This is a genomic window from Adhaeribacter aquaticus DSM 16391, from assembly GCF_000473365.1.
GTDB lineage: Bacteria > Bacteroidota > Bacteroidia > Cytophagales > Hymenobacteraceae > Adhaeribacter > Adhaeribacter aquaticus.
This window is the reverse complement of record NZ_KI421517.1, coordinates 3,091,772-3,104,192: the sequence shown is the minus strand read 5'-3', so window position 1 is coordinate 3,104,192 and position 12,421 is coordinate 3,091,772. Positions and strand designations below refer to the sequence as shown.

General features: G+C 38.1%; 10 protein-coding genes. 5 read left to right on the top strand and 5 right to left on the bottom strand.

Going from position 1 to position 12,421, the window contains the following annotated elements; all coding sequences use genetic code 11:
* The first annotated feature begins 408 nt into the window (after positions 1-408).
* Both ADHAQ_RS0116025 and ADHAQ_RS0116020 read left to right on the top strand, forming a co-directional pair.
* Positions 409-711, top strand: coding sequence for a sll1863 family stress response protein (locus ADHAQ_RS0116025; protein ID WP_026463803.1), 303 nt, complete (start codon positions 409-411; stop codon positions 709-711).
* 285 nt (positions 712-996) lie between these two features.
* Positions 997-4,293, top strand: a complete 3,297-nt coding sequence (locus tag ADHAQ_RS0116020; protein WP_051359971.1) for a S8 family serine peptidase — start codon at positions 997-999, stop codon at positions 4,291-4,293.
* A 62-nt stretch (positions 4,294-4,355) separates the two neighbouring features.
* On the opposite strand, the gene ADHAQ_RS25980 is transcribed toward ADHAQ_RS0116020, so the two are convergent.
* Positions 4,356-6,656 (bottom strand): aconitate hydratase, encoded by a 2,301-nt coding sequence (locus ADHAQ_RS25980; RefSeq protein WP_034256869.1) that lies wholly within the window; start codon positions 6,654-6,656, stop codon positions 4,356-4,358.
* 178 nt (positions 6,657-6,834) lie between these two features.
* Entirely contained in the window at positions 6,835-7,062 is a 228-nt protein-coding gene (locus tag ADHAQ_RS0116010) for a hypothetical protein (protein ID WP_051359970.1), read from the bottom strand.
* 125 nt (positions 7,063-7,187) lie between these two features.
* On the opposite strand from ADHAQ_RS0116010, the gene ADHAQ_RS0116005 reads away from it, so the two are divergent.
* Positions 7,188-8,435, top strand: coding sequence for a TlpA disulfide reductase family protein (locus ADHAQ_RS0116005; RefSeq protein WP_034256868.1), 1,248 nt, complete (start codon positions 7,188-7,190; stop codon positions 8,433-8,435).
* Positions 8,436-8,438: 3 nt separating this feature from the next.
* Here ADHAQ_RS0116005 and ADHAQ_RS0116000 read toward each other — a convergent pair whose 3' ends face one another.
* Both ADHAQ_RS0116000 and ADHAQ_RS0115995 read right to left on the bottom strand, forming a co-directional pair.
* Entirely contained in the window at positions 8,439-8,633 is a 195-nt protein-coding gene (locus ADHAQ_RS0116000; RefSeq protein WP_026463799.1) for a hypothetical protein, read from the bottom strand.
* A 306-nt stretch (positions 8,634-8,939) separates the two neighbouring features.
* A complete protein-coding gene (locus tag ADHAQ_RS0115995; RefSeq protein WP_026463798.1) occupies positions 8,940-9,917 on the bottom strand; it encodes a polyprenyl synthetase family protein in 978 nt (325 codons plus the stop codon).
* Between the two features lie 180 nt (positions 9,918-10,097).
* Here ADHAQ_RS0115995 and ADHAQ_RS0115990 point away from each other — a divergent pair, with 180 nt between their 5' ends.
* Positions 10,098-10,949, top strand: a complete 852-nt coding sequence (locus tag ADHAQ_RS0115990; protein WP_026463797.1) for an alpha/beta hydrolase family protein — start codon at positions 10,098-10,100, stop codon at positions 10,947-10,949.
* Positions 10,949-11,446: a 2-amino-4-hydroxy-6-hydroxymethyldihydropteridine diphosphokinase gene (gene folK / locus ADHAQ_RS0115985; RefSeq protein WP_026463796.1), complete on the top strand. Its 498-nt coding sequence runs from the start codon at positions 10,949-10,951 to the stop codon at positions 11,444-11,446. Before ADHAQ_RS0115990 ends, folK begins: the two co-directional genes overlap by 1 nt.
* Before the next feature lie 37 nt (positions 11,447-11,483).
* On the opposite strand, the gene fabD is transcribed toward folK, so the two are convergent.
* Positions 11,484-12,365, bottom strand: coding sequence for an ACP S-malonyltransferase (gene fabD / locus ADHAQ_RS0115980; protein WP_026463795.1), 882 nt, complete (start codon positions 12,363-12,365; stop codon positions 11,484-11,486).
* Between the last annotated feature and the right edge of the window lie 56 nt (positions 12,366-12,421).

Genomic DNA, 12,421 nt, shown 5'->3' with positions numbered 1-12,421 from the left:
TCAATAGCTACCCTTTTTTCATACCTGAAGGTTTAGATTTAATCTTAATATTTAATAACTACCAACTTCTAATTACAACCCATCCTTTACGTTGATACCCTATTTAACCAATTGAATGGCAACTTTTAATTTTGGCAGCATTAATATACTTGGATAATAGTTAGAAAGGAAAGTCTTTATGTATGAATTCAGAATTTCCAATTCCTCAATAGTTACTTCCTTTTTGGAAAATTGAACATAAAAATAAAAAATCTTAAACTTAAATTATTCCCAAATTTAGATTTGTATTTAAAGTAGTTATTGGTACATTTTACTCATAAGCCAAAACTTTTATTTTAAATAATAGTAATAAAAATCAATCCTGTATTTAGCTACTGAATAGATCTTTTAAACATAAAATTTCGCTTTATGAATTCTTACCCACCAAAACCTGAAAGTGTACGGGCACCCGAACACTTAAGTCCAAATGAAATCCGGCAAAGTCTGGAGGAACTAGATGGCAAAATTAAGATATTACAAGGCCGGGCTCATGCGACTGCTGCCGATTCCAATCATACCTATCATCAGCATATTGCTGCATTGGAACGAAAAAGAGCCTTAATTTCAGAGAAGCTAAATCAATCTGGCAACGACACCAGTAATTCTGCCTGGACTGAAATCAAGAGTGGTATAGATGGACTGGCTAACGATATAAAAAAAATCTGGGAGTAAAAATATTTTTAAAAAAGAGCCAGAGGCAAGTTGAATTTCAAGTTGCCTCTGGCTCTTTTTTATATAAATTAAGCAATAGGCAATTCAATTAAAATACTTAAACTAAGTGCAAAATTACCGCAATTTAGTAGATAAAGAAACCACCTGAATTAACATTAACAATGCCAAATTACTTTTCGATTAAAATTAGCTACTACATTCTTGTAAATATCAGATAAGTTAAGGTTTTCCTTTAGGTTAATTTCCAAATAAAAGAGTAAATTAAAGCAAATTCCTATAGGTAAAATGTTTCTTAGCTTACATATTAAAAATATTGCTTTTCTGGCTTTTATTTTCCTTTTCTTCTCTTTCTTAAGTGTTGCACAACAACTACAACCTCCAGCTTCGGGAACCGAAGTAAAACGGTTTACCTTGATATATAAATTAAAACCCCATAACTCAGTATCAGAAACTAATAAACAGCAGTTACAACAACTTCTGAATCTGGTTCAGAATAAAAATCCCATCCAGAAATTCCCGCATGCCCGGCTTAACATCCATAAAGCCGGAGCTGTAGATATCTCTCAGATTTATGAATTGGAGTTTAAACCTGCTTATTCTTTTGATAAGCTCCGGAAAGACTTATTAGCAACACAAGCAGTAGCATATGTAGAGCCAATTTACATTCCTACTATATTATACCAACCCAATGACCCCTTGGCTGATTCCATTAATGGTTCTCAATATTATTTAAAAAAGATTCAGGCCTATAAAGGCTGGGATATTCAAAAAGGCGATTCAACCATAGTAATAGGTATTTTGGATACGGGTATAATCTTTAGCCATGAGGATATAAAGAATAAAATAAAATATAATTATGCTGATAAGATTGATGGTATAGATAATGACCAGGACGGCTTTATTGATAACTTTCGAGGGTGGGACTTAGCTGACAAAGATAATGACCCCAATGCCGATGCGAACGATCACGGCGTAGCAGTAAGTGGAATTGCAGCAGCAGAAGTTAACAATAACAAAGGAATGGCAGGTGTGGCCTTTAACTGTAAAATACTGCCTGTTAAAGTATTTCCCAGTACAGCAAGGGGCACTTTTGCAGGTTATGAAGGCATTGTTTATGCTGCCGATCATGGTTGTCAGGTTATTAATTTATCTTGGGGTGGTGCGAATCCTTATTCGTCATATGAACAGGATATTATTAATTATGCAGCTATCAATAAAAACGTAGTTATAGTAGCAGCTGCCGGAAACGAAAGCAGGGATGTCAACTATTATCCGGCCTCTTATAATAATGTTATTTCGGTTACATCCTCCAATAGGTTAGACGAAAGAGTAGCAAGTCATACTTTTAATAACCAGGTGGATTTAATGGCTCCGGGAGCTCAAATCCTGACTACCAGCTATTCAAATGGGTCTACTTATGCATTTGGACAAGGCACCTCCATGGCCTCGCCTATTTTAGCAGGTTGTGCCGCCTTGGTCAGAAAGCATTTTCCTGCTTATTCAGCCTTACAAATAGCTGAACAACTTCGCATGACAACAGATAATATTTACAGTATTCCTGAAAACTCAGCTTATCTGGAAAAACTTGGTAGAGGGCGAGTTAATTTGTACCGTGCTCTTACCGAAACAAACGTTAAATCAGTTAGAAATACAGAGAATTTAATAGATAAAGGTATCTTCATCTTTTCCGGTGATTCTATCAAGATCACCAGTTCATTTATTAATGTTTTAGCCCCAACAAATAATTTAAAAATTCAGCTTACCAGTTCTTCTCCGTATGTTACTATAATTAATGACGACCTGACAATTGGTGCTTTAAACACACTGTCATCCATTTCTAATAAAGAACAACCATTTAATATTTATATTAGGCCAGATGCCCCGCCAAACACAACCGTAAGTTTTCGGTATGGATTTGAAGATGGTTCGTATTCGGATTTTCAATATTTCATGATTACTGTAAATCCTGACTTTGTTACTATAAATACTAATGACTTACAGGTAACAGCTACCAGCAGTGGAAACTTACATAAAAATGGATATAGGTTTAAGGCTAGTATTTCCTATAAGAATGGGGATCTGCTATTACACGAGGGTGGCTTAATGGTAGGTACACCTAAGGGTGTTTCTGATAATATTCGTAATGAAAAAAACTTTCCTGATAATGATTTTGGTACAATTGTTCCTATTCGGTATCAAACAAATCCCAAACTGGCAGATGTTGTAGCCCGAGGAGTCATGCAAGATTCATTCCCTAAATCGGGTTTTGCCGGTGTAAAGGTATTTCATCGGGCATATGCCTGGAACGACTTGCCCAGCAGTAAGTTTGTAATAGTAGATTATAAAATAACAAATGCTACTCCAAATGTACTGACAGATTTATATGCCGGGTTATTTGCCGACTGGGATATTGGGAACTACAATAAAAATATTGCAGCTTATGATTCATTGAATACTTTGAGTTATACTTATGATGTAAACAACCCTACCGTTTTTGCTGGTTTAAAATTGTTAACGAACACAGTCCCTACCCATTATGCACTGGAAAAATCTTCTAATTTGCCGGACGATATTAACCTGGCCGATGGCTTTTCGGATGCTGAAAAATATAAAGCCCTTTCAAATCCATACCGGTCGCACTTAAAGGCTGGTTTAAATGGTACCGGAAATGATGTATCTGATGTATTGGGTGGGAAAATTCCAGATTTAATACCCGGAGAAAGTTACACCATAGCCTTTGCTGTTATAGCTGGTGATAACTTGGAGGATTTACAGAACAGTGCAAAAGCAGCTCAAAAACGATATTTGGACATCAATACCAGCCCTTTACCAGTAGTTAAAACAGATAGCATTTGTTCTGGTGTTGCAGGTACTATAAAACCTGCTGGTGGCAAGTTATTTAACTTTTATGCTGATAGAGAAGGAAAAAATATTTTGGCAACCGGCTCCACTTTTACTACGCCTAAATTGACTACAACTACGGAATATTACGTCAGCAATATTGATTCGATGTATGCCAGTCCATTAGTTCCCGCCAAGATTGTTGTTTATAGCCCCAAAGCTGATTTTACCTATACCCCTAATCCTTATAGCCCTGCCACTAATGGTAAAATTTCCTTTACTGCCCAAACTCCTAATAGTGTAAAATGGCAGTGGCATTTTGGGAATGGCCAAAGCAGTGAATTACCAAACCCAAATATTCAATACCAGCAACCGGGCAGCTATGAGGTAAAATTAGTTGTTATTGATAAAAGGGGATGTACTGATTCGATTACCAAAAAACTAGAAATCAAGCATTTAAATTATACTAAAACCTGGACCAGTCAGCAATTTACTATTTACCCAAATCCAACTCCAGGCAAGAATGTCTATTTAGCTATTGCGGAAGACGTTAATACTACTTCTGTTATTACCATTGAAATAATTAATATTATTGGGGAAGTTATTCAAAGAAAAATAGTAAATACATCTGATCTAGTTAGTTTTGATACCGCTTCTCTGGCGCGAGGAATGTATCTTATGAGAATCAGCGGAAAGGATGGCACCATAACTAAAAAGTTTCAGGTGATGCGGGCATATTAATAACCATAAAAAAAGAGGCCCTTAAATTAAGGGCCTCTTTTTTATAAAAAGGTATTATAAAATTACATTTGAGTAAAACCTTCAGAAGCAGCAGCCGCACTTTTTAAACGAATTAAGTTTAATGCTGAACCAGCTTTGAACCACTCAATTTGTCCTTGGTTATAAGTATGATTTGCTTCAAAAGAATCTTCCGTGCCATCAACATGGTGTAAAACAACCTGCAATGGTTTACCAGGAGTAAATGAAGTTAATCCAATTACATCGATCAAATCGCTTTCCTGAACTTTATCGTAATCTTCTTTATTAGCAAAAGTAAGCGCTAACATTCCTTGTTTCTTCAGGTTTGTTTCGTGAATACGGGCAAAAGATTTTACTAATACCACCTTCACACCTAAATGACGAGGCTCCATAGCAGCATGCTCACGGGAAGAACCTTCACCGTAGTTTTCATCACCCACTACAATAGAACCAATACCGGCAGCTTTGTAAGCACGCGCTACAGTTGGAACTTCCTGATGTGGATTGTCATGTAACATGAAGTTTCTAACGCTATTTGCTTCACCATTATAAGCATTAATAGCACCAATCAGCATGTTATTAGAAATATTATCTAAGTGACCACGGTATTTTAACCATGGACCAGCCATAGAAATATGGTCAGTAGTACACTTACCCTGTGCTTTAATTAATAACCGTAATCCTTTATAGTCAGCACCATTCCAGGTCGGGAAACCTTCTAATAATTGCAGACGATCAGATTTAGGATCTACTGCTACTTCTACGTGGCTACCATCTTCTGCCGGCGCTACATAACCTGCATCCTCTACATCAAAACCGTTTGCTGGAAACTGGATACCTGTTGGCTCATCTAGTTTTACCTGCTCACCATTTTTGTTTGTTAAGGTATCAGTTAAAGGGTTGAAAGTTAAATCACCAGCAATAGCAAAAGCAGTTACAATTTCAGGAGAAGCTACAAACGCGTGGGTATTTGGGTTACCATCATTCCGTTTCGCGAAGTTACGGTTAAAAGAGGTAATAATAGAATTTCTGCGTTTTGGATCATCGGTATGACGTGCCCACTGACCAATACAAGGTCCGCAAGCATTTGCCAGTACTACGCCACCAATTTCAGCAAAAGTATCTAAAATACCATCACGCTCAGCCGTGTAACGCACTACTTCAGAACCTGGAGTAATCGTGTATTCAGCATTTACTGCTAAGCCTTTTTCTACTGCTTGTCTGGCTAAAGAGGCGGCACGGGTAAGATCTTCGTAAGAAGAGTTGGTACAAGAACCAATTAAACCTACTTCTAACTTAGCTGGCCAGCCATGTTCTTTAACGGCAGCAGCAAAGGCAGAGATTGGCCAGGCAGCATCCGGCGTAAACGGTCCGTTTACGTGCGGCTCAAGCTCGCTCAGGTTAATTTCAATTACCTGATCATAATAAGCTTCTGGATTAGCATACACTTCATCATCACCACGTAAATGCTCGGCTACCTGCTCCGCTAAATCAGCAATGTCTCCGCGTTCAGTTTGTCTCAGGTAATCTGCCATGGTCTCATCATAGGCAAATAAGGAAGTAGTAGCTCCTATTTCAGCTCCCATGTTACAGATGGTAGATTTACCAGAGCAAGAAATTGTTTTAGCACCTTCGCCAAAATATTCTACAATAGCACCGGTACCACCTTTTACGGTTAATATACCCGCCACTTTCAGGATAACATCTTTTGGCGCTGTCCAGCCGCTCATTTTACCGGTTAATTTAACCCCGATAACTTTAGGGAACTTAAGCTCCCATGCCATACCCGCCATAACGTCAACGGCATCAGCCCCACCAACACCAATAGCAATCATACCCAGACCACCCGCGTTTGGCGTGTGGGAGTCAGTACCTATCATCATACCACCTGGGAAGGCGTAGTTTTCAAATATAACTGTGTGGATAATACCCGCACCTGGTTTCCAGAAACCAATGCCATATTTATTAGAAACTGATGCTAAGAAATCGTATACTTCTTTATTTTCTTTTGTAGCTACTTCTAAATCTTCATTAGCTCCATCACGCGCCTGAATTAAATGGTCGCAATGTACAGATGAAGGAACGGCGGCCTGTGGTTTACCCGCTTGCATAAATTGCAATAAAGCCATCTGGGCAGTTGCATCCTGCATAGCAACTCTATCGGGAGCAAAATCCACATAAGATTTACCCCGCTCGAAAGCTCCTGTTATCGGATTCTCATATAAGTGAGCGTAAAGAATTTTCTCAGTTTGAGTTAACGGTCGGCCTACAGTTTGGCGAGCAGCTGTTACGCGCTCTCCTAACCGTGCATAAACCGCCTTAATCATATCAATATCAAATGCCATAATTGTGGGGTTGTAATGATGTTTAAACTTTTTCTTTTACCGGAAAGCGTTATTTTTTAACACTTCCAGAAAAAAATTTGCGCAAATATATATAAATGACGATAAAAGTGCTATTACAAACCCGTCATTTTTGCTATTTAAAATTAAAACAAATAAAAAAATACCCTTTGACCTTCTGTTATTTAGTTCGAAGGTTATTAGCATTGGAACCATCCAACGCATCCGTCCCTGTTTCGTCTTCGGCAGCTACATTTCCACCTTCTCTTACACCTTCATAAGACTTATCTAATTCGTCTGTTTCCTGCGGTGATTTTATCTCTGCATTTGTACCCGGCAATTTTTTACTTTCGTCGGCATTCGTAATTTTATCCGGCGAAATCGGATTAGGTGTTGGTTGGTTTTCCATTACTTTATTAATTTTGAATAAGTCTTTATCAAAGATTTAACACAATACTACGTATATGCAATCCTAGTAATGTACTCACTCCAAGCGGTTTTGTTTAGTTTGTTGCCAAAGCTTTTCCTTCTTTTATGAAATACATAAAATTTTGTTCCTTTATTCCTGTTTTTTTTACCCTCCTGTTTTGCTTAACAAATTGTCAGAAAAAAGATAAACAATTAAAGCCGGGCACCTGGAGATTTACGCTGAATATTTCTAACCAGGAAATACCTTTTCTGATGGAGGTAGAACAAACAAAAGCCGGGAAAACCATTGGCTACCTGGTTAATGGGGAAGAGAGAATATTGCTGGAGGAAATAACTATTGCCGGCGATTCAGTTACAATTCCGTTACACATATTTGATGCTGACCTTAAGGGCCATATTAATGACCAGGAAAATGGAATCAAAGGTAAATGGACCCGTTATAATTTAGATAAACCATTTACCATAAATTTCACGGCCAAGCACGATCAAAAATTTCGGTTCTCACAAAATCCTAAACCGGCAACTAAAGACTTTAACGGGAAATGGCAGGTTCTTTTTAAATATAGTGACGGAACCACAGAAAAAGCCATTGGGCTGTTCGAACAAAAGAACAACTACCTGAAAGGCACTTTTTTAAGTGCTACCGGCGATTACCGGTTCCTGGATGGCGAAGTGGACGGAGATGAAATGAAGCTTTCCACTTTTGATGGCTATCATGCTTATTTGTTCAAGGCCAAGCATAACTCGGCTGGCGAACTTGATGGTAAATTTTATTTTGGGCGGGACGAAATAAGCCTCTGGAAAGGAATTAAAAATGCTAATGCCCAATTGCCATCAGCGGATACTTTAACCTTTTTTAGAAAAGGGTATAACAAAATAAACTTCAAGTTTCCTGATTTAAATGGTAACAAAGTATCATTAACAGATGCAAAGTACCAGGGTAAAGTAATAGTGCTTCAATTAATGGGTTCTTGGTGTCCTAATTGCATGGATGAAACGGCCTATTTAGCTCCTTTTTATGCAAAGCATAAAAATAGAGGCTTAGAAATAATTGGGTTGGCTTATGAACAAAACGATGACTTTGAAAAAGCTAAAGTGCGTCTCGGAAAATTAAAATCCCGTTATAATATCCAATATGATATTTTAGTTGCTGGTACCCGGGATAAAGAAGCGGCTTCAAAAACGTTACCTATGCTGAATAAAGTAGTGGCTTTCCCGACAACTATACTTATTGATAAAAAAGGTAATGTTATGAAAATTCATACCGGTTTTTCTGGTCCGGGCACCGGTAAACTTTATGAAGAATTTAAACAAGATTTTGAAAGTACGGTAAACCAGCTTCTGGCGGAGTAAGTTTTATTTCATCGGTGAATTATCTTCAGGAGAATTAGCAACAGCAACCTCCTGGAATTTGCCTATAAACAATTCTTGCTTTAAAATTTCAGCTGCATATAGCCTGTCTCCATTTTCACTAATACTCGTTGAAAATGAGAAAGAAAAAGCAAAAACTAAAAAGGTATATTTCTTTAATTTCATTAGCTCTTTTTGCATTCATACCCTTCTTCTACCATTGGAAGGCAGAAATTTTAATTAAGCTACTTTATTAACAGAAAATAAGAAAGGAGAGAATACAGCTGTATGTAACAAGGCTTTTAGCACCTCAACCTGCGGCCAATTAAACACAACCTCCTCTTAAACAAGAGGTTTCCTTTATAAAATACTCATATTTATCTTCAGTTTATAACAAAAAAAGCAAGAAACACTTTTTTGCATTGACTGAATTAAAGAGGAAAGAAGGGCTTTGCCACCTTTATTAGTAGTTAGAATGCTTCCTCGCAGCATTTAAAGAAAAGAGTTTTATTTTTCCCTATCAATAGTATAGGAAATGAGTTGCTCCAGGGAGGTACGGGATGGCGATGGACTAAAACTATTTAGAATCTGAAGGGCTTCATCGGCATATTTATGCATTTGGTCAATAGCGTAATCCAGACCTCCAGACTTTTTAACAAAATCAATTACTTTATTGATTATTTCGTTTTTGCCTTTATTGTTTTTCACATTATAGATCATCTGACGTTTTGTAAACCAATCGGCTTGCTGCAGAGCATAAATTAAAGGTAAAGTCATTTTCTTTTCCTTTATATCTATACCTACCGGTTTACCGATTTCAGCAGTACCATAATCAAATAAATCATCTTTAATCTGAAAAGCTATACCTACCTTTTCGCCAAAAAGTCGGGCCTTTTCAATTGTCTCGGCATCGGCACCAGCAGAAGAGGCCCCTACAGCACAGCAAGAAGCTATAAGGGACGCTGTTTTTTGCCGGATAATATCAAAATAAACTTCTTCGGTAATATCTAGGCGGCGGGCTTTTTCCATTTGCAACAACTCTCCTTCGCTCATTTCTTTAACCGAGTTAGACACAATCTTGAGTAACTCAAAATCATCATGCTGCAACGAGAGCAATAAGCCTCTTGATAATAAATAATCGCCTACCAACACGGCAATTTTATTTTTCCAAAGAGCATTAACTGAGAAAAAGCCGCGTCGGTAATTGGCATCATCTACTACATCATCATGAACCAAAGTGGCGGTATGCAGGAGCTCTATTAAGGCAGCTCCCCGGTAGGTAGCTTCTGTTATGCCTCCTCCAAAAAGTTTGGCAGAAAAGAAAACAAACATGGGCCGCATCTGCTTGCCTTTGCGTTTCACGATGTAACTCATGATTTTATCTAACAGCAATACCCTCGACTGCATAGATGTCCGGAATTTCTTTTCAAATTCCGCCATTTCCGCAGCAATCGGCCCCTGAATATCGTTTAACGTTACGCGCATGTCTGAATCACAATATTACTACCTCCGCTCCTCGAATCCAAAATTATTAATAAATACCCGCGGGAGATAATAATTTTAAATTCCTAAAAAACTATTTTACCTATACTCTATAGTTATTTAAAGTTTATGCTTCTGTATTTGCGTAGTACATTTGCGAACTTAATTTAAACAAGGTTATTTATGGGGCTCATTCATCAAATTGATTTTACGCTTACCCCACCCCACGGCCGGGCTACAAAAGCGGATGCCAGATTAATTCCGAACGGACAACCTAAACCTATAGTGATATTTGTGCATGGGTTTAAAGGATTTAAAGAGTGGGGCTACTTTAATGTTTTAGCCAATTATTTTGCCGAAAAAAATTTCGCTTTTATTAAGCTCAATTTGTCTCACAACGGCAGTACCCTGAAAGAAGATGATGTATTAGACCTGGAAGCATTTGGTCGTAATAATTTTTCTATTGAATTAGATGATGTAAAAGCTTTACTTGATCTTTTACATTCTGACAAAAGCCCTGTTCCTGAAGTAGAAATTGATGTACAAAAAATATCTTTGATAGGGCATAGCCGGGGAGGCGGATTGACTATTTTAGCCTCAGCAGAAGATTCCCGGATTAAGGCAACCGCTACCTGGGCAGCTGTAAGCCATTTGGGTCGCTGGTCCGAAGAAGTTTTAACGAAATGGCAAAAAGAAGGTGTGAACTATGTTGCAAACACACGCACCAAACAACAAATGCCCTTATACTATCAATTAGCTGAAGATTATTTTGCTAATAAAGCCCGATTTGATGTGCTCGCTGCTGCCAAACAAATGCCTCAACCTTTATTAATTATTCATGGGAATAAAGATGAAACTGTTCCGGTACAAATGGCTTTTGAGCTAAAGGAGGTGAAACCAGCTGCAGCCCTTGAAATTATTGAGGAGGCCAACCATACATTTGGCGGTACCCACCCTTTTACAGCCAGCACCTTACCAGAACAGGCAAAATTAGCCGCAGATAAAACAATCCAATTTTTTCAAAAATTTAAATAATGCCTACTTCTTATCTTTTATTAGGCGGCAACCAGGGTAATCGTGAATATTATTTATCAGAAGCCATCAATAGAATAAGTTTGCTGCCAGGTACAATCGGGAAATGTTCAGCATTATATGAAACAGCAGCCTGGGGGGTAGAAGATCAGCCGGCTTTCCTGAACCAGGCCGTAAAACTTAACACTTCTCTTACACCTCCCGAACTATTACTAGGCATCAATAAAATTGAAAAGGATTTAGGCCGGATAAGGGAGATTAAATGGGCAGCCAGAATAATAGATATTGATATAATTTATTATGGCAACACTTTTTACCAAACTGAAAGCTTAACCATCCCGCACCCCCACTTACAGGAGAGACGGTTTGTTTTAATGCCTTTAGTTGAAATAGCGCCTGATTTTGTACATCCTGTGTTACTAAAAACCAATTTAGAATTATTAGCAGCTTGCTCCGACCAACTGGAGGTAAGACCTTACAAAACAACAGAGCCTTTGTAACTATAGTTAAAAAGGCTCTGTTGTAAAAGAAGCTTAATTAAACAGCCACACTACTTACAACTGCTTCTTTATTTATTTTTTTAACTAATCCTTGTAAAACTTTTCCTGGTCCACACTCAATAAACTCGGCAGCTCCATCCTGAATCATATTCTGAACAGTCTGGGTCCAGCGTACCGGTGCGGTTAATTGCTTTAACAGATTTTCTTTTATTTGTTCCGGATCAGAATAAGGTTTGGCATCTACATTCTGGTAAACCGGGCAAATACCTTTTTGGAAAGTAGTTGCTTTTATAGCCTGCGCTAATTCTTCTTCAGCTGGTTTCATAAGAGGCGAATGGAATGCTCCTCCTACTGGTAATACCAAAGCCCGTTTGGCACCTGCTGCTTTCATTTTTTCACAAGCCAACTCCACTCCTTTTATACTACCAGATATAACCAACTGACCCGGGCAATTATAATTAGCCGGTACCACTATTTCGTCCGATATCTCAGCACAAATTCTGGCAACTATTTCATCATCCAAGCCTAAAACGGCGGCCATGGTAGAAGGTTCTTTTTCGCAGGCAGCTTGCATAGCCAAAGCTCTTTTAGAAACCAATTGTAATGCATCCTCAAACCGCAAAACTTTATTAGCTACTAAAGCCGAAAACTCTCCTAACGAGTGTCCGGCTACCATATCTGGTCTAAAATCAGGAATAATAGCTGCCTGCGCAACGGAATGCAGGAATATAGCTGGTTGGGTTACCTTAGTTTCTTTTAAATCTACCTCTGTACCCGCAAACATGATCTCCGTAAGCGAAAAACCTAGGATTTCATTTGCCAGGTCAAAAATCCGCTTTGCTTCCGGATATTGCGCATACAAATCTTGCCCCATACCAGGAAACTGGGAACCTTGTCCCGGGAAAATATAGGCTTTCATAGTCTCTACTTTAAATTTTTTCTAACAATTAAGGCAACAAAATAACGGATTATCTG